Raw genomic sequence first — 17,682 nt, 5'->3', positions numbered from 1 at the left:
AAAACATAACATCCACATAACTATATTATGCTATTATAACCATGTACAAAAAAACAGCTTCTGGAGGAAATGAACATGACAGAACATGCTGCTCTAATTCGAAAATTAAGAAAAGATCGTGGATTGACACAAGAACAACTAACTTCAGGTATCTCACAAAGAGGAACCTTAGCAGCTTTTGAATCACGTGGAACAAAAATCGGCTTTGAACTAATAGTAAACTACCTTGATCGGATGAATATCACACTTGAAGAATATCAATTTTTATTGAATAGTAATTCGTTGTCTAATAAACAAAAATTAACGAATTATTTAATCACTTCAAAAACCATTACATCTGCTCAAGAACAAGAATTGCTCAACGAATTTGAAAAAACAGGAAACATTTATTATCGTTTGATCTACGCCCAAAGAAAATTGATTTCAAATTATCTGTATAGTAGCTCTTTTACCGCATCAATGAAAGAAGAAATCAGTGTTATAAAGAAGTATCTTGAAAAGATTGATACATGGGGGCACTTTGAATTGACTATTTTTTCGAATTGTTTATTTATTTTTGATGATGAATACATTGCCTATTCGTTCCAAAATAGTGTCACAAAGATGAAAGCCTACATAGATAATACCTATTATTCGGAGCTTCTTTCTAACTTTATTTTGAACGGCATACGTCTTTCTTTTAACCGTGAATCAACCACATTACGCAAATTATTTCTAGCCCAATTAAAAAAAATCGCGACGACACACAAACAAACACTCGATCTTGCACATTACAAAGTGTTTACTGCTTTAGATAAACTAGCTGATGGACAAAAAACAGCTTTAAAAGAAGTGGAAACGGGTATTGCGTTTTTTGAATGGTTAGATCTTTCTACGAGTAAAGACTACATGATCAATCTAAAAGAAAAATTTTGCGCTGAAGTATGTGATTTTCCGAACAATGATCATCACACAAAAGTCGTTGTCAAAAGTACGTGCGATCGCCTCTCTCCACAACGCCAAGTGAATACTGCCTAAAATAACCGCGTATCTCCTCACTCCCAATGAGAAGATACACGGTTTTTAAGTCTCTCTGTTTATTCTCGATTGATTCGATAGGTTCCACTGGAATGGCGTGCTTGATACGAGAGTTTCTAAACAGTTCATTGCACATTTCGTAGTCAGACGATTATCGATCAAAGAACTATCAGAAATGCAACGCATTGAAGAAATGCGTCTTCGTGTATTCCTTTCAGGGGCACCGATTACTAAAGTCAACAAATCCTGGCCAGTCATATGGACCACCTACAAGGGCGCACCAGCCTACTGCCTGTGTAGGTGCATAACGTTGCTTCCTTCATTTTCTGATTCGTTCTCTACATTTCCTCTCAATAAATTCTTTTGTTACTTGTTTTATCCCCATGTCTCCCCTTTCTATACTGTGCAAACGCGACTCCTTCAGTGGCAGTTCTTTCTCCAGCGAACATTTGCGTTTCACCTAAAAAATGACTAAATAGTATAATTTCTAATAACACTCGCGATGAACGAAATTTTTTTGTTGCAATAACATACATAATTTTCAGATTAAAAATATATCAGTTATGATAACAATCGTACATTACATAAAGTAAAAATATCGGAGGAATTATTATGAAAAAGAGTACATTAATTGGTTTAGGATTCATTTTGGCAGGTATCGGAGCAAGCACGCTTACTTCTGTTGATGTTGCTGCTCATGGTTATGTTTCTGAACCAGCAAGTCGTGGCTACCAAGGAAGCCTTGACAAAAATACAAACTGGAATGCTGCATTCAAAAAATACGGAGCTGTTATCAATGAGCCACAATCCCTTGAAGCACCAAAAGGATTCCCAGCTGCAGGACCTGAAGATGGTCAAATCGCTTCTGCAAATGGTACGGTAGGTGATTTCTTATTGGATCAACAAACAGCCTCATTGTGGACAAAACAACAACTGACAGCTGGTGCAAATGATTTTACTTGGACATTTACTGCCAACCATGCAACAACGAAATGGCATTACTACATGACGAAAGCCGGTTGGGATCAAAATGATGCGTTGACAAGAGACGACTTGGAATTCATTGGTGAAGTAGGCAATGATGGACAACTAGCTTCTACTAATCCGACACATTCGATCAACATTCCCAATGACCGATTAGGTTATCATGTGATCTTAGCTGTTTGGGATGTCGCTGATACTAAAAATGGGTTCTATAATGTCATTGATGTCGATGTTAAAGGTGAAACAGTTTTAGCTGACTTACAAAAATAAAAAATTATTAATGACCGAAAGAGACCGAGGCAGGAATCTTTAGCCACGGAAATAAGTCACCATCTACGAGAGTTGTTCGTCAATTTTTTGTAGATGGTGCTTTTTTGTAATTATTTTTTTCTATGGTTTATTCAATTATAGGCGTTGCAAGAGCGACAACGCGTTAAGCGTTATGGTGTGATTTCTTAAGTTTTACTAAAATGTGCGGATTATGAAAAGGCTTGTTCTCTTTTCATTCTAAATTTCATAAGCTACAATATGAGAGTACCTAGTTATATCATCGTTAGATTTCTCGCTGCAAGATATTTTTGTTGCTTTAAGGATATCTATTTATCATAAATCGGTTGTTTTTTGCCGATAGACGTTCGAACAATATTGGGTAACTTGTTTTTAGGAGGAAATTTTTATGATTCAGTTATTGCGCTATGCGAAAGACTATCGAAAACAAATCATCCTAGGTCCTGTATTTAAATTTTTAGAAGCAGTCTTTGAATTGATTTTACCTTTACTGATGGCTTCGCTGATCGATAATGGGCTAAAAATGAACAATCGTGAAGTAATCATCAATATGGGTATCTGGATGATCGCGATGTCGGTGATCGGATTGATCTGTGCCATTATTTGTCAATATTATTCATCCATTGCCTCTCAAGGGTTTGGAACAGAACTTAGAAATCAACTCATCAAAAAAATCAACTCTTTCTCCCATAGTGAATTAAATCATTTTGGGACGGATACATTGATCACGCGGATGACCAATGATATCAATCAGCTACAACTTGCACTCGCAATGGTTATCCGTTTATTGATCCGAGCACCTTTTTTAAGTATTGGATCAGTAGTGATGGCGTTTGTGATCGACTGGCAAGTCGGGCTATTCTTCTTAGCTTTATTACCAATTTTTTCAATCATTTTATACTTTATTATCCGTAAGACGATCCCCCTCTATCAAAAAGTCCAAGAAAAGTTGGATGGTCTAAACGAGACTGTTAGCCAAAACTTAAGCGGGGTTCGTGTGATCCGAGCATTTTCACGTACCAATAAAGAAATCGAAACATTTGATGAAAACACAGATGTCTTAGCAAAAAATTATTTACGTGTTTCCAATATCTCCGCTTTGCTCTCTCCGGCAACGACATTGATCATGAATGTCGGAATCATTTGTCTATTGACTGTCGGCGGGGTCAAGGTAAATATCGGTTCCTTACAACAAGGACAAGTTTTAGCATTGATCAATTACATGAACCAAATGTTATTAGCCTTGATCGTCGTTTCCAATCTTGTCGTGATTTTTACTCGTGCAGAAGCTTCTGCTCAGCGGGTCAAAGAAGTCTTAGATACCGAAAATACCATTACAGATGCTGAGACTCCTAGTGAACCAGTCATGGATTCTGAAACAATTCTACAATTTAAAAACGTAGATTTTCGTTATACGCCAGAATCTGGTCTGTCATTACAAGGAATCAATTTCACTTTGAAACGCCAAACTGTCTTAGGGATCATTGGTCCGACCGGAAGTGGGAAGACGACATTGACACAATTGATCCCACGTTTTTATGATGTTAGTGAAGGCTCTGTGCTATTTGATGAACAAGACGTTCGTGACTGGCCCTTAGATACATTACGAAGTCAGATTTCGCAAGTACCACAAACGGCTGTCTTATTCACCGGTACCATTCGGGAAAATCTTCAGTGGGGAAAACCTGACGCGACAGACGCAGAGTGTTGGGAAGCTTTGGCAATTGCCCAAGCGGAGGATTTTGTTCGCCAATTACCCAAAGGTTTAGACACAAGAGTCATGGAGAATGGGAAAAACTTTTCCGGAGGACAAAAACAACGGTTGACGATTGCTCGTGCATTGATCGCCAAACCCGCCTTATTGATCTTAGATGACTCCTTGAGTGCCCTTGATTATCAAACGGATCTAAACTTACGCCAAGCACTACAAACTTCCCTCAACACAACGGTCATCATTATTTCTCAACGCATCCGTTCGATTCAACAAGCAGAGCATATCCTCGTCATGGATCAAGGAAAAATCGTGGCCCAGGGTACGCACGATACATTGCTTAGTCAATCTTCTGAGTATCGTGAAATCGTGGCATCACAGGAGGAGGAATAAAATGAAAACAAAAAAACTATCTTGGCAAACGCTCAAACGTTTTGTTCCTTATCTGACGGCCCATCCACGTGAAATTTGGTTAGCTGTCTTGTTGGGAATCGTCAATGGTGTTGCTACCGTCGTAATGACCTTACAAATCGGTCTAAGTATCGATCAAATGGTTGGTGTGGGACAAGTCAACTTTACTCGATTAGTCCAACTTCTGGTGATGTTTGGCGGGATCGTTTTACTTAATGTCATCAGTCAATGGCTGATCCAAGTATTAAGTAACCGATTGGCTTACCTCTCCGTTGCGAATCTACGAAAAGATGCCTTTGCTCGTTTGAATCTTTTACCTTTAAGATACTATGATCAAAATTCACATGGGAATATCGTCAGCCGTTTCACAAATGACATGGACAATATCTCCATCGCGATATCAGCGGCGTTCAATCAATTATTTTCTGGGGTAGCGATCATTATCCTCTCACTGATCTTCATGCTCAACTTGAGTCCGTTATTGACACTTGTCGTCATTTGTTCGACACCAATCATTTTCTTAGTCAGCTGGTTAGTCGCACGGGCTTCTCAAAATGATTTTGATAACCAACAAAAAATCATTGGGAACATTTCAGGATTCGTTACGGAACGTATCGGTAATCAAAAAATCATCAAAGCGTTCCAACAAGAAGAAGTCAATCAACAGCAATTCAGCGCATTGAATGCTGACTTATATGAGAAAGGGCAGCGCGCGCAATTCTCTTCTTCATTAACGAACCCATCTTCTCGTTTTGTCGATCACTTAGCCTATCTCTCCATTGGTTTGATTGGTGGTTTACTTGCCTTACGAAGTGATTCAACGATTACTGTCGGGATCATTTCAAGCTTTACGATCTATTCAAGTCAGTTTTCAAAACCTTTTATTGAATTATCAGGGATCACGACACAGATCCAAACAGCATTTTCTGGTTTAGAACGAGCATTTGAATTGATCGACCAACCGGAAGAAACGCCAGATGAACCTTTTGCGTATCAACTTGATCCTCAAACGATCAAAGGCGAGGTCGCTTTTAAACATGTTTCTTTCTCTTATGAGCCACAACAACGGTTGATCGAGAATTTCAGCTTTGTTGCCAAACCAGGTCAAACAGTGGCAATCGTTGGTAAAACAGGAGCTGGTAAATCCACATTAGTGAATTTATTGATGCGGTTTTACGATGTCAATTCTGGGACGATCATGATCGACGATTATGATATTACCCAAATCGCCCGTGATTCCTTACGTAAAAGCTTTGGGATGGTTTTACAAGATACTTGGTTATTCGACAGTACGCTACGAGAAAACTTACGTTACGGGAAGCCAGATGCCAGTGATGAAGAAATCAATGAGGCCCTAAAATCAGCCTATATGTATGAATTTGTCCAACGCTTGCCACAAAAACTAGATACACGCATTGGTGGACAGGGATTAAAAATCTCCGATGGGCAGCGTCAATTACTGACGATCGCTCGTACGATGATCAGTAATCCACCCATGTTGATACTTGATGAAGCAACAAGTTCAGTGGATACATTGACAGAGAAGAAAATCCAAAATGCCTTCCTAAAAATGATGGAAGGAAAAACTAGTTTTGTGATTGCCCATCGCTTGTCCACGATCAAAAATGCCGATCAGATCCTCGTGATGGACCAAGGGGCAATCGTTGAGATAGGAACACATGATGAATTATTGAAAATCGAAGATGGTAGCTATCGTCAACTTTATCAAGCGCAATTTACTGGATCGGTTGAAAAATAGTGAACATCGAATCAGATGATTTTTCTGATCTATGCAAAAAACAAGCAGTCTTCTGGGATGGGAAGACTGCTTGTTTTTTATTTTGTATGCGTCGTTAAACTCCGCAAAATTCTTTTATATGGCATGGCGCGCCCAATCACGTAGATCATCGTCGATTGGATCGGCAACCAGATAATGGCTTTTAATAAACGTGGTCCCCAGAATACCCAGTTCATCGGTACTTGATACATGATGACCAACCATAATGGTGTCAGGATCAAGCTAACGAACACTGTCACACTGAGCGTGGCTAAGATTGCATTTTTCCAAGTGATCTCTTTGCGATAGAAAAAGAACCCATAAATCGCTCCTTCAATAAAAGCATTCAACGTGAAGCCAATGAAAAAGACAGATTTAGGAAATAATGCCATACCCACCACATCAGCTAACACAGAACCGACCCCTGTCCAAAATGGGCCAAATAAAATACCCATGATTACTTGGGGAATGAACGTTACACTGATTTTGAGTAATGGTGTTTCAAATGAAACTAAGCGAGACAACGTGACCATCAATGCGATCAGCAGTCCCATGATCGTAATCATACGAGCATCTAAACGATTTTTCTTCATTTCTAGCATCTCCTTTAAGAGCTGCTACATGTTTCATGCAGCGAATGCGAAAATAAAACCGCGAACTTACGTCCTTCGTCCTAGAGGCAACATCCCATCCTCTAAGCACTTAACGCTTTATTTTCTACTCTGTTAATAGTGGGAACTTATCCCAGACAAACTATAGCATAGAAAAGGAAGAACTGTAAATAAAAAAACCTAATGTTCTAAACGAAAACGATTCCTAAGTTCGTAACATGGCAGACATTCGCCTTGATCAACTGTCTCTATCCTCATAAAATCCGAATTTTAAATCTTATTAGGAAAAGGGATCTTACTTCCTTCTTCATGGATCACTTGTCGGAACTCCAAAAATCCGGCTTCAAGCCCTCGTAATAAAACTTCTGCGGTACCGATATTCGTTGCTAAAGGAATATCATATACATCAGCCAAGCGGATCAACGCAGTGACATCAGGTTCATGAGGTTGAGCTGCTAAAGGATCACGCAGGAAAATCACTAGATCCAATTCATCTTCTGAGATCATCGCGCCAATTTGTTGGTCACCGCCTAAAGGTCCTGAATTGAACCGATGGACCAATAATCCTGTGGCTTCTGCAATCTTTTGTCCGGTCGTCCCTGTCGCGAATAGTTCATGTTGTTCCAGTATCGTTTTGTAAGCAGTGGTAAATTTTATCATCAATTCTTTTTTGCGATCATGTGCAATCAATGCTATCTTCATCCGTCCTCACTCCTTTTTTACCAGTGTACCAAATTTCTTTGTGGTTTGATATTTTTCAAATTTCTATAAAAACATATCAAGGACTTCTAGTACATCCACCCATGTGAGAATATCACATTGTTCAATTTTTATTATGTTTCTAGAGGTGTAGTCAATTGAACGCAATTGATGTGTAACAACTTGTCCAGAAATGATTTGTGGTTCTTTGATCTTAATATATGTATCAAATTTTCTTTCAGTTGATGTGATTGGGCAAATCAAACAAAAACCAGTGTATTGGTTGAATTTATTCTTACTTACTACCAAACCTGGTCTTCGCTTCTTTATTTCCTTTCCTCTAGCTGGATCAAAATCCAGCCATACAATATCTTTTTGCTTTGGATAATCCATTTATAGTTCCTCCCCCTCAAGGTTCATCTCATCCCACTCTTTATCTTCTTGGGTGATTGAATCTCTAAAGCCTGCCCATGCCTCTGGAGTCTTAAAAATATCTTCTTTTTTGGGCTTTAATACATATGTTTCACCTATTTTAATAATCGTATATATTTTTCCAACTTCTGGAGAAATATCTTTGGGAAAAATTGCTCCTACAGAATTTCCAATCTTTCTAACAGTCGTTTCCATTATTATCATCTCCCAGCTTATGTTAAATCGAGTTTAACTTAATTTAACATGAAAATCAAATTTTGTTTTCTTGGTTGCCTCCTTTTTTATATCTCTTAATATCTACAAAGTATTATACGCTCTAAGATAGTGAATACACGGTAAATCTTTGATAACTCGAGCAGTAAAAACAAAAAAATAAATTGCCATATTGCTGGAGTTTGCTCTCATTGTTGAAGGATCTGTTTCATGAACATCATTTATTCTATTTTATAGGTGGCAGATTTAGTAATCTCACGCACTTTCCAATTATTTTGTACACATTGACGAAAGTTCCTACGAATTCTTGTTCATTGTGACATTGAATATAGATAGCGCTTTCAACTATACTAAACACATCAAATAAAAGAAAAAAAGAAAGCGTGGTTTGTACGATGGTAGAAATGGCTCTGAAAAATGTATACAAGAAATATGATAATGCAGAAAACTATTCTGTTACTGACTTTAACTTGGCAATCAAAGATCGCGAATTTATCGTATTCGTTGGTCCTTCCGGTTGTGGGAAATCAACAACTCTACGAATGATCGCTGGTCTTGAAGATATTTCCGAAGGAGAATTGAATATCGGAGGCAAAGTAATGAACGATGTTGCTCCTAAAGACCGTGATATCGCGATGGTATTCCAAAACTATGCCTTATACCCTCACATGACGGTATTTGACAACATGGCGTTTGGTTTGAAATTGCGTAAATACGATAAAGCAGACATCCAACAACGTGTAGAAAATGCTGCAGAGATCCTTGGTTTGACTGAATACTTAAAACGTAAACCTGCTGCTCTTTCTGGGGGGCAACGTCAGCGTGTGGCTTTAGGTCGTGCCATCGTACGTGATGCGAAAGTCTTCTTGATGGATGAGCCATTGTCAAACTTGGATGCCAAACTACGTGTAGCCATGCGTGCCGAGATCGCGAAGTTGCATCAACGCTTAGAAACAACAACCATTTACGTTACCCATGACCAAACAGAAGCGATGACGATGGCAGACCGTATCGTCATCATGAAAGATGGATTTATCCAACAAATCGGTTCACCGAAAGAAGTTTATGACACACCAGTCAACATGTTCGTTGCTGGTTTCATTGGTTCGCCTGCCATGAACTTTTTCAACGTAAAATTAAGCCAAGGCGTTATCTCAGATGGTCATGGACTAAAATTGAGAATCCCTGAAGGTAAAAATAAAGTACTAGTTGAAAAAGGTTATGAAGGCAAAGAACTTGTCTTTGGTATTCGTCCTGAAGATATCCACAGTGAACAAGTTGTCTTGGATGCCTCACCAGAAACTGTTGTCAATTCAGAAGTCGTTGTTTCAGAATTACTAGGCGCAGAAACCATGCTTTATACTCGCACTGGAACAACTGAGTTCATTTCAAAAGTTGACGCGCGTGACTTCCATAAACCAGGAGAAATGATCGACCTTGCCTTCAATATCAATAAAGGCCATTTCTTTGATAAAGATACAGAAGATGTCATCACGATCCCATAAACGAAACAGAACTTGATGATACGTAAAAGACCCAACGATCGTTCGATCTTGGGTCTTTTTTTGGTTATTTTTCAGTCTTTATCTGTGGCATTGCTAAACGACTTTTTTGATCGTTCCTTGCACGATCTCTTTCTTTTGCTGTTTCTTGGCAGCAGTGAAAACTGGGACATCAAAGAATTTACTCAATGTTCCGGCAATGAAGTAAGCGATATTGTAATCCACCAAACTATGGATCAAGCCACCGATCCCCATCAAGATGAATACGGTATAGAAGTAGCCTTCTGCATAGTATGTTTCCGGCATATTCCCAATGAAGAAGAACACACTCACCACTAGCATTTCGATGATCGAGTGGATCACGCCGATCAATAAGTTAAACCCTTGAAAACGCCAGTTCATTAATGTGAATTGCCCGTCTTTTAAGACGATCCCTGGTTTTTTTTGTAAATACCATGCACCGATTAGAGCGAATACCAAATGAGACAATGCACGAAGCGCAATAATCACAGGTGTCGTCAAGAAGAAACCAAATGTTGTACCTAGCGCCACTGCCACAGCTACACCGGGTGAAAAAAACATTGCGATAAATAATGGCACATGTGAAGCTAGTGTAAATGAAGCAGGCGGAATTACGATCTTAGGCATGATCATCGGAATAAGAACGCCCATCCCGATCAATAAAGCGGAAATTGTCAATTTTCTTACAGAATTTGTTTTCATTTTTTTACTCCCTTGATGTGTCTTGACACATTTGTTTTGACCTATTGTACCGCTAACTTTCTAATGTGTCAAGACACATCAAGAGGAACAAGGCGCCTGAAATACCACCCTCTTTAAAATCCAAGAATTTGATTTGGGATCTTGTTTCCTAAAATAGTCAGGCATCACTTGAAGAATACCCAAAATGGTTTTCTCAAGTGATGCCTTCAGACTTAGAGCGAAAAGACTTTTTCAGCCTTCTATTCCTCATTTTATTTTTTTAGATGTTCCATAGCATTGCTCAAAGCAGCAAATTCTTCTAAAGAAAGTGTTTCTCCTCGTCTTTTCGGATCGATTCCTGCCTCTGTTAGACTTGCGGTTAACCAACTTTTAGTTTCTTCGTCTTTCCCATAGGCATGTTGCAAATTATTCCATAAAGTTTTTCTACGCTGTTGAAACGCAGCCTTTGTCAGACGGAAAAAGGCTTTTTCATCCGTTACGGAAACTGCTGGTATTGCGCGTCTTGTCAATTTCAAGATTGCTGAATCCACGTTTGGTTGTGGCACAAATACTGTTTTTGGCACAATAAACGCCAAACTTGCTTCCATATAGTATTGCACAGCGATCGATAAAGAACCATATGCTTTTGTTCCCGGTTTTGCTGAGATGCGATCAGCGACTTCTTTTTGCATCATCACGATCATTTCGTCAACCACTACTTCTGATTCAAGAAAGTGCATCATGATCGGTGTCGTAATATAATAAGGCAAATTAGCCACCACTTTCAATGGTAACCGCTCATTGAATTGAGTATTGACTGCCTCTGCTAAATCAGTTTTCAAAATATCTTGGTGGATGACTGTGACATTCGGATAAGGTGAAAGGGTATCTGCCAAGACAGGAATCAATCGATCGTCGATTTCAAATGCGACTACTTGTTTGGCATGACGCGCGATTTGCTCTGTTAATGCACCAATTCCTGGCCCTACTTCGATCACATTAGTCTGCTGATCGATTTGACCAGTTTCAATGATTTTTCGAAGGATATTCGGCTCTGTCAAAAAGTTTTGTCCTAAGCTCTTCTTAAAAGAGAAGCCGTGCTTCAATAAAATTTCTTTTGTTCTAGTGGGTGTTGCAATATCCCGATATTCACTCATAATGATCCTCCACTTTTTTCATTGCCTGCTTAAACTCAGTTAACGTAATTCGGAACATGTTCAATCGTTTTTCCAATTGTTTTCCGTTCGTATAGCCGATGCGTAATTCATCACCTAGCATCTCACGTTTTTCTTTTGCATGTGCTCCGGCAATCAATCCATATGCAACCAGCATTTGTCTAGTGATCTCCGGTACTTGGGTCTCATCATCGACTGGCGTAACGACCTTTTTCAACGCTTCTAATATCGCTTCATCACTCGCATGTTCGACCCCTAAGCTTCCCTTTTTTTTCGGTACGGCTTGGTTCCTTGGCAAAAATGCATGTTTTGCTTGTGGTACCACTTCCATGATCGTTTTACGGATCTTCTCACCTGAGAAATCTGGGTCCGTAAAAATAATGATTCCCCTAGTTTCCTGTGCATGTTCGATCTGCATCAAGATTTCTTCATTGATCGCTGAACCAATCGTTTCTATCGTATCGGCTTCAACCACTTCTTGTAGCCTTCTCGTATCGTCTTTCCCTTCGACAACAATGATTTCTTGGATCTTTAACTTAGTCATGCTCTGATAATCCAAATAAATGATGGGCGTTTTTCCATGTTTGTGCCGCAACTTCTTCCATTGGTAGTTGACGAAGTTCAGCGATCTTTTCGACTGTGTAACGAGTATACCCTGGTTCATTTCTTTTTCCTCGATAGGGCACTGGCGCTAAATAAGGAGCATCCGTTTCCACTAATAGACGATCCATTGGGACGTTTGTCGCTGCTTCTTGCACATCTAACGCCTTTTTGAATGTCACGACACCACTAAAAGAAATGTGCATCCCTAAATCAAGGAAACGTTGTGCCCATTCATAATCACCACTAAAGCTATGCATGATTCCGCCAATATCACGAATGTCTTCTTCTTTTAACACCTTATAAGTGTCTTCCAAGGCATCTCTCGTATGGATACTGATCGGTAGACGCATTTCTTTTGCGATGGCGATCTGTCTTCTAAAGATTTTATCTTGGACTTCTTTGGGATCTTCCATCCAATAATAATCCAGTCCGATTTCACCTAAAGCAACCACTTTTGGTAAAGTCAGTTGTTCTTGTAGTTTGTTTTCGATTTCTTTCGTATAGCTACCAGCTTCTGTAGGATGCCAGCCGATGATGCTATAAATGTTTGGGTAATCTTGACTAAGCATCAAGGACTTTTCGATCGTTGGTGTATCAAAGCCTACAACGGCCATTTTAGTCACACCTAGTTCTTCTGCACGCTGGATCGTTTCAGGAATATCATCATTGAATTGTTCCGCGTTCAAATGAGTATGAGAATCAAATATCATCTTTATCTCTCCTTTTCATTCATTACTTTAGCATATAAGCAGGCGTTAAAGAAGTCTCAAAGACTAAAAAACATGAGATATCGTACAAAGAAAGACAAGAAATGACTTGATTCACTTCTTGTCTTTTCATTATCAGTTAGTTACTTTCAGTTTGTCTTTTTTTGTAGTAAAACACAGGTACACCTAACAATGTGACTAAGATTCCGATCAATGCCAAATTCGTTTGTGTGATCAGTGTCATCCCTAAAATAAAGATGGCTCCTAAAATCGCAATGATCGGTATCACTGGATAAAGGGGTACTTTGTATGGACGAGGCATCTCTGGGGCTTTCTTTCTTAAAATAAATACGCCAATAAAAATCAATAAGCTAAATAGCCACATGACAAAAATCAACATATCTGTCAGAAAATCAAATGAACCCAAGCTCATCATGATACATGCAATCGCTAGTTGGAACAACGCAGGGACATAAGGAACGGTGAATTTTTTTGAGAGCTTTGTCAACTGGTTACTGAACGGCAACTCATTTTCTAATGCCATTGCATATGGAACACGAATCCCAGTCAACGTATAACCATTCAGTGCGCCGTAGACAGAGATCAAAATACCGATCGTAACGATTTTTCCTCCTAGTTCACCGAAGATGACCGCTGACGCATCAGATGAAGCATTCAAGTTTCCAGCAATTTGATCAATCGGTAATGTTTTTAAAAAGACGAAGTTGATCAATAGATAAACGAATGTCACAAAACTCAATCCTAAAATAATCGCTTTTGGTAGATCCTTTTCTGGACGTTTCATTTCTCCAGCCATGGCTCCGACACCTAACCAGCCATCGTAAGCGAATAGTGTCGCCAACAAAGCACCACTAAGTCCTTCTGCCCATGAAACACCTTGTCCGGCTTCTACTGGAAATAATTGAACAGTACCCTGTCCGGGTGTCAGAAGCCCCCAAATAATGATCACTGCAATTGGGATCAACTTGACTACCAATGTAATCGATTGAACGTACGCACCAACTTTGGTCCCTAACAGATTCAATCCAGTGATAGAAAGTGCTGTAATAATAGCAATCACCAATAAATAATCAGGAGATAGCTGTAAGAGATTGATCAGCTGTGTTGCAAAGATGATCGATAATGCCGCAATGTTGGCTGGAAAGTAAATCAAACTTTGTGCCCAGCCTAACAAAAAACTTGGTAACTTACCGTAAGCTGCTTCAATATACTTGACAGCTCCACCTGTTTCAGGAATGGCAGTGGCTAATTCAGCGACTGTTAGCCCCGCACAGATCGTTAAGAATCCCCCTAACAACCACGCGAGTAACGTCAAACTTGTTGATTGTGTACTTGCCACTACCGCTGCTGTTTTAAAAAAGACGCCGGCGCCGATCACAGTTCCCATTACTGTGGATAATGCACCAAACAAATTGATCTCGCGTTTTAATTTCCCCTTCATCCTCTTCCTCATTTCGTATTTCTTTTTTATTTTTTTCAGTATAACCGAGAACTTTTCATTTTACCATTCTTTTCAGAAATTTGTAGTGAAAATATCCCTCTAAAGACGGATGTATTCTTGTCTTACTTCTTATAGAATGAAGCTACTTGAAATGTCAGGAGGTACCCTATGGATTTTCAATCGATCGATCCAAAACTAGCATCTTATCTAAAAGATAAAGGTACTACTTTCTTTCCACAAAAAGAACAAAAACAATCCAAGCTACATTGGTTATTGTTGATTTTATTTGGCTGGCTAACAATTGCGACATTGACACAGCAATTGCTATTGATGGCTAGTTTTCTTCTCATTGCCGCCTTGATCAAAGGGCCTGGGATGTTGTTGTGGGGAATCGTCTATTCCTTTCTCGTCGGCTTGTTTCCGCCCATTGCTTTTTTACTATCGGTCATCTTTTTACTATTGAATGTTCAAACGATCGTCAAAAATTGGCGCGTCACGATGGTCGGGATTTTTTTCTACGGCTATCCTTTAACCATGAACGCCTTGCGCCACTTGACTGATTGGGATACAAGATGGTTCTTTGCGATCAGCTTGCTCCTAGGGCTGGTGATCCTTCACTCGCTATTGACCAAGATTTATGTACGTTACGGCAATAGCCGCCTGATTGCTTGGTATATTCTATGTATTCCATTTTCAATCGTCGCAGCATTATTGCCAACGAAAGTCAAACAACGGCTAAAACTAAAAAAAGTCGGACGATGATTATCATCGCTCGACTTTTTCAATATATCTATAAAGCTATTTTATTGATGAACCGATCCTGTGAATTTCATTTTTTTTAAAAACTGTTCATACATATCTTGACTCATACCTAAAGTATCAAGTAAATAACCATTCTCGGTTCCCCAATTACTTAAACCTCTGTAGTAGAACTCACGATGGACAACTTTGATCACGAAAGGCATGATATTGTGCCTCAAGCATTCTTTGAACATCATCAAACGTCCCATACGTCCGTTGCCATCTGCAAATGGGTGGATGCGTTCATATTTCACATGAAAATCTGCAATTTCAACTAAGCTTTGTTTTTTTGAGTTCTCATAGTGAGCAAGTAATTCCGTCATTTTTTCAGTTACTTCCTCGGATGCTATGGTTTCAACCTCATCATAACCAAAACCAATCATATTTTGAACAAGTTTAAATTCTCCGACAGGTGTTAGCGGATTGTTTTCATCAGTTGTTCCTCGTTTCAAAATTCGATGTAGTTCTTTGATAAAATCATTCGATAACGGTTCTTCGATATGATCGATCACGTAATCGAAACCTTTGAAATGATTTTCTGTTTCTTTGATATCATCTAGTTTCGTTGCCTCGCCACTTTCAGCAGGAGGGAGAATATTATTTTCAAATATTAAGGCGGTTTGCTTCTCAGAAATTCTCGACCCTTCGATTCGATTGGAGTTATACGCCATTTCTACTTGAGTCAAATGGTAAATTCCGCCATGCAGATTTGCTTTTTTTTCCAGTACAAATCGGGTAACTAAATCTAACTCAGCCACATTCATCTTTCGTCTCCTTCCAATAGATAGCATAGTTATCCTATTTCTTATCAAGCGCTAACTAAGCCAATGACCTGCTCATTCGGCTTGGATCGTTTACTTACTCACTTTTCTTTCTTATTGTAACATGAATGAATGGTTTAATACTGCAGTTCCAAAAAATTTGTCACTCAATCAAAGTTATAAAAAAGCCGAGGAGATTCGTCCTTTCGTACCCCCTAAAAACAAATAAACGGTGTTCGCACAACCTCGTTAGTTTTATTTTTATAGAGCCATGAAAAGTAAGGTTATCAAAAAAGAACTATTCTAAGCTTATTTGCTTAGAATAGGGCTCTATAATTTATGGGACTGATGAATCAGAATTGATTCTTCAGTCCCATTTTCATTTTAGGTATTAAAAAACATATCGTTCTCTAGTATGATTAAATCACCACAAAATAAACAACTGAGAGGACGATATGCTATATGAATGATTCTATCAAAAAAATGCTGAGAATAATAGAGAAAGATTTGATGATTACAGAGGTCTCTTACGAGACCCTTCAGAAGAAAAAGACGTTGGTCGTCGATGCTGTTCTCTCGCCTACTCCTCGTGCTTGTAGAAGTTGTGGTTCTACTGTGGTAGATGGAAACGGGAAAGCAATTATAGTGAAAAATGGAAAAAAAGAAACGATTGTCCGTTTTGAACAATACAATCATATGCCTTTGGTTATGCGCCTAAAAAAGCAGCGCTATACCTGTAAAAACTGCCGAACCCATTGGACTGCTCAAAGTTATTTTGTCCAATCCAGACATTCAATCGCAAATCATGTTAGATATAAAATTGCTTCTTTACTGACTGAAAAAGTATCTTTATCTTTTATTGCGAAAAGCTGTCAGGTATCTTTGACCACTGTTATTCGTACATTGAAAGAGTTTAAAAGCTATTTACCAAAGCAATCTAAGAAGATTCTCCCAAGAGTATTGATGGTTGATGAATTTCGTTCGCATGCTTCCATAGAAGATAAAATGAGCTTTATTTGCGCAGATGGCGAAACAGGAAAATTAATAGATGTTTTGCCTACGCGTAAATTACCTCGATTAACAAGCTATTTCTTAAAGTGTACCAATCCAGAAGAAGTAGAATTCTTGGTGACAGACATGAACGCCGCCTACTTCCAGCTCACCAAACGTGTTCTGCCAAATGCGAAAATAGTGATTGATCGGTTTCATATTGTCAAACACATGAATCAAGCGTTCAATGAGTTGCGTATCCGTGAAATGAATGAACTTCGTAAAGCAGGACAGAAAAGCCAGGCAGAAAAACTGAAAAAGAACTGGCGCTTTTTGCTAAAAAATCGTGCAAACATCAACCATTATGAATACAAAACATGGAAAAGTTTCCGAGCACCAAAATACCCATTTCTTACTGAAGCAATGATGATTGATCGATTGCTTGAGTTTTCTACGCCCCTAAAGGAGGCGTATCCCTTTTTTCATGAATTAGTTGAAGCCTTTCGAGACAAAGACCCTGACTTATTTTTCTCCTTATTAGCAGAACTTCCCGAAACGTTGGATGACAGCTTTCGGGAAAAGCTTCAAAACCTTCTGACCTATGAAGAAGGCATCACCAACGCAATGATCTATCCTTATTCCAATGGAAAAATAGAAGCGAAGAATACCCACATAAAGACAATGAAACGAGTATCCTACGGATTTAAATCATTCGAGAACATGAGAATTAGAATCTTTTTGATCAATCAATTAATCAAAGTAAGATAACAAAAAATCTGAGCCAGAATGAGGTTCATTCTGACCCAGATTTGATTTTGCACAACTCATCAGTCCTT

General features: G+C 38.9%; 17 protein-coding genes and 1 riboswitch. Of the genes, 7 read left to right on the top strand and 10 right to left on the bottom strand.

Annotation, left to right across the window (positions count from 1 at the left end; genetic code table 11):
* Positions 1-75 precede the first annotated feature (75 nt).
* The 4 genes from HZ311_RS11085 to HZ311_RS11070 all read left to right on the top strand — a co-directional run bounded on the left by HZ311_RS11085 (position 76) and on the right by HZ311_RS11070 (position 6,170).
* The gene (locus tag HZ311_RS11085; protein ID WP_062805586.1) at positions 76-1,017 is read left to right on the top strand and encodes a helix-turn-helix domain-containing protein; all 942 of its coding nucleotides are present in this window, start codon (positions 76-78) and stop codon (positions 1,015-1,017) included.
* Positions 1,018-1,629: 612 nt separating this feature from the next.
* Positions 1,630-2,271 (top strand): lytic polysaccharide monooxygenase auxiliary activity family 9 protein, encoded by a 642-nt coding sequence (locus HZ311_RS11080; RefSeq protein WP_023519228.1) that lies wholly within the window; start codon positions 1,630-1,632, stop codon positions 2,269-2,271.
* 406 nt (positions 2,272-2,677) lie between these two features.
* A complete protein-coding gene (locus HZ311_RS11075; protein ID WP_023519227.1) occupies positions 2,678-4,393 on the top strand; it encodes an ABC transporter ATP-binding protein in 1,716 nt (571 codons plus the stop codon).
* Between the two features lies 1 nt (position 4,394).
* Positions 4,395-6,170, top strand: a complete 1,776-nt coding sequence (locus HZ311_RS11070) for an ABC transporter ATP-binding protein (protein ID WP_178946664.1) — start codon at positions 4,395-4,397, stop codon at positions 6,168-6,170.
* A 77-nt stretch (positions 6,171-6,247) separates the two neighbouring features.
* Here the strand turns inward: HZ311_RS11070 and HZ311_RS11065 are convergent, their stop codons facing one another.
* From HZ311_RS11065 to HZ311_RS11050, 4 genes are all read right to left on the bottom strand, one after another.
* On the bottom strand, positions 6,248-6,781 hold the full coding sequence (locus HZ311_RS11065) for a folate family ECF transporter S component (protein ID WP_010736130.1): 534 nt from the start codon (positions 6,779-6,781) through the stop codon (positions 6,248-6,250).
* Positions 6,782-6,817: 36 nt separating this feature from the next.
* A riboswitch (THF riboswitch) is annotated at positions 6,818-6,915 on the bottom strand.
* Positions 6,916-7,069: 154 nt separating this feature from the next.
* On the bottom strand, positions 7,070-7,501 hold the full coding sequence (gene mgsA / locus HZ311_RS11060; protein ID WP_023519225.1) for a methylglyoxal synthase: 432 nt from the start codon (positions 7,499-7,501) through the stop codon (positions 7,070-7,072).
* 63 nt (positions 7,502-7,564) lie between these two features.
* Complete coding sequence (locus HZ311_RS11055) at positions 7,565-7,891, bottom strand: type II toxin-antitoxin system PemK/MazF family toxin (RefSeq protein WP_023519224.1); 327 nt, start codon at positions 7,889-7,891, stop codon at positions 7,565-7,567.
* Positions 7,892-8,125 carry an AbrB/MazE/SpoVT family DNA-binding domain-containing protein gene (locus HZ311_RS11050; protein ID WP_010736133.1) on the bottom strand — a complete coding sequence of 78 codons (234 nt, stop codon included), beginning with the start codon at positions 8,123-8,125 and terminating at the stop codon, positions 7,892-7,894. It abuts the gene before it with no gap.
* A 413-nt stretch (positions 8,126-8,538) separates the two neighbouring features.
* Between HZ311_RS11050 and HZ311_RS11045 the strand changes: the two genes are divergently transcribed.
* Complete coding sequence (locus HZ311_RS11045) at positions 8,539-9,648, top strand: ABC transporter ATP-binding protein (protein ID WP_010736134.1); 1,110 nt, start codon at positions 8,539-8,541, stop codon at positions 9,646-9,648.
* Between the two features lie 93 nt (positions 9,649-9,741).
* On the opposite strand, the gene HZ311_RS11040 is transcribed toward HZ311_RS11045, so the two are convergent.
* From HZ311_RS11040 to HZ311_RS11020, 5 genes are all read right to left on the bottom strand, one after another.
* The gene (locus HZ311_RS11040) at positions 9,742-10,368 is read right to left on the bottom strand and encodes a hypothetical protein (protein WP_019722490.1); all 627 of its coding nucleotides are present in this window, start codon (positions 10,366-10,368) and stop codon (positions 9,742-9,744) included.
* A gap of 251 nt (positions 10,369-10,619) precedes the next feature.
* Entirely contained in the window at positions 10,620-11,504 is an 885-nt protein-coding gene (gene rsmA, locus HZ311_RS11035) for a 16S rRNA (adenine(1518)-N(6)/adenine(1519)-N(6))-dimethyltransferase RsmA (protein WP_023519223.1), read from the bottom strand.
* On the bottom strand, positions 11,497-12,066 hold the full coding sequence (rnmV, locus tag HZ311_RS11030) for a ribonuclease M5 (protein ID WP_010736137.1): 570 nt from the start codon (positions 12,064-12,066) through the stop codon (positions 11,497-11,499). The genes rsmA and rnmV overlap by 8 nt, the downstream gene beginning before the upstream one ends.
* Positions 12,059-12,835, bottom strand: coding sequence for a TatD family hydrolase (locus tag HZ311_RS11025; protein WP_023519222.1), 777 nt, complete (start codon positions 12,833-12,835; stop codon positions 12,059-12,061). Before HZ311_RS11025 ends, rnmV begins: the two co-directional genes overlap by 8 nt.
* Before the next feature lie 136 nt (positions 12,836-12,971).
* Positions 12,972-14,294 carry an APC family permease gene (locus HZ311_RS11020; protein ID WP_010736139.1) on the bottom strand — a complete coding sequence of 441 codons (1,323 nt, stop codon included), beginning with the start codon at positions 14,292-14,294 and terminating at the stop codon, positions 12,972-12,974.
* Between the two features lie 168 nt (positions 14,295-14,462).
* Here HZ311_RS11020 and HZ311_RS11015 point away from each other — a divergent pair, with 168 nt between their 5' ends.
* On the top strand, positions 14,463-15,056 hold the full coding sequence (locus HZ311_RS11015) for a hypothetical protein (protein ID WP_023519221.1): 594 nt from the start codon (positions 14,463-14,465) through the stop codon (positions 15,054-15,056).
* A 41-nt stretch (positions 15,057-15,097) separates the two neighbouring features.
* Here the strand turns inward: HZ311_RS11015 and HZ311_RS11010 are convergent, their stop codons facing one another.
* Positions 15,098-15,859 (bottom strand): Fic family protein, encoded by a 762-nt coding sequence (locus HZ311_RS11010; RefSeq protein ID WP_023519220.1) that lies wholly within the window; start codon positions 15,857-15,859, stop codon positions 15,098-15,100.
* Between the two features lie 459 nt (positions 15,860-16,318).
* Between HZ311_RS11010 and HZ311_RS11005 the strand changes: the two genes are divergently transcribed.
* Complete coding sequence (locus HZ311_RS11005; RefSeq protein ID WP_010734358.1) at positions 16,319-17,614, top strand: ISL3-like element ISEfa11 family transposase; 1,296 nt, start codon at positions 16,319-16,321, stop codon at positions 17,612-17,614.
* Positions 17,615-17,682 lie beyond the last annotated feature (68 nt).

Source organism: Enterococcus mundtii (assembly GCF_013394305.1).
GTDB classification, from domain to species: Bacteria; Bacillota; Bacilli; order Lactobacillales; family Enterococcaceae; genus Enterococcus_B; species Enterococcus_B pernyi.
Note: the sequence above shows the minus strand (reverse complement) of the source record. Positions and strands in the feature narration are given on the sequence as shown.

What these genes read in the sequence shown, in the direction of transcription:
- HZ311_RS11040 (WP_019722490.1), bottom strand. Translation starts at nt 10,368, where the DNA reads ATGAAAACAAATTCTGTAAGAAAATTGACAATTTCCGCTTTATTGATC.
- HZ311_RS11070 (WP_178946664.1), top strand. Translation starts at nt 4,395, where the DNA reads ATGAAAACAAAAAAACTATCTTGGCAAACGCTCAAACGTTTTGTTCCT.
- HZ311_RS11080 (WP_023519228.1), top strand. Translation starts at nt 1,630, where the DNA reads ATGAAAAAGAGTACATTAATTGGTTTAGGATTCATTTTGGCAGGTATC.
- HZ311_RS11020 (WP_010736139.1), bottom strand. Translation starts at nt 14,294, where the DNA reads ATGAAGGGGAAATTAAAACGCGAGATCAATTTGTTTGGTGCATTATCC.
- HZ311_RS11025 (WP_023519222.1), bottom strand. Translation starts at nt 12,835, where the DNA reads ATGATATTTGATTCTCATACTCATTTGAACGCGGAACAATTCAATGAT.
- HZ311_RS11085 (WP_062805586.1), top strand. Translation starts at nt 76, where the DNA reads ATGACAGAACATGCTGCTCTAATTCGAAAATTAAGAAAAGATCGTGGA.
- HZ311_RS11065 (WP_010736130.1), bottom strand. Translation starts at nt 6,781, where the DNA reads ATGAAGAAAAATCGTTTAGATGCTCGTATGATTACGATCATGGGACTG.
- HZ311_RS11015 (WP_023519221.1), top strand. Translation starts at nt 14,463, where the DNA reads ATGGATTTTCAATCGATCGATCCAAAACTAGCATCTTATCTAAAAGAT.
- rnmV (WP_010736137.1), bottom strand. Translation starts at nt 12,066, where the DNA reads ATGACTAAGTTAAAGATCCAAGAAATCATTGTTGTCGAAGGGAAAGAC.
- HZ311_RS11010 (WP_023519220.1), bottom strand. Translation starts at nt 15,859, where the DNA reads ATGAATGTGGCTGAGTTAGATTTAGTTACCCGATTTGTACTGGAAAAA.
- HZ311_RS11055 (WP_023519224.1), bottom strand. Translation starts at nt 7,891, where the DNA reads ATGGATTATCCAAAGCAAAAAGATATTGTATGGCTGGATTTTGATCCA.
- HZ311_RS11045 (WP_010736134.1), top strand. Translation starts at nt 8,539, where the DNA reads ATGGTAGAAATGGCTCTGAAAAATGTATACAAGAAATATGATAATGCA.
- mgsA (WP_023519225.1), bottom strand. Translation starts at nt 7,501, where the DNA reads ATGAAGATAGCATTGATTGCACATGATCGCAAAAAAGAATTGATGATA.
- HZ311_RS11050 (WP_010736133.1), bottom strand. Translation starts at nt 8,125, where the DNA reads ATGGAAACGACTGTTAGAAAGATTGGAAATTCTGTAGGAGCAATTTTT.
- HZ311_RS11075 (WP_023519227.1), top strand. Translation starts at nt 2,678, where the DNA reads ATGATTCAGTTATTGCGCTATGCGAAAGACTATCGAAAACAAATCATC.
- rsmA (WP_023519223.1), bottom strand. Translation starts at nt 11,504, where the DNA reads ATGAGTGAATATCGGGATATTGCAACACCCACTAGAACAAAAGAAATT.
- HZ311_RS11005 (WP_010734358.1), top strand. Translation starts at nt 16,319, where the DNA reads ATGAATGATTCTATCAAAAAAATGCTGAGAATAATAGAGAAAGATTTG.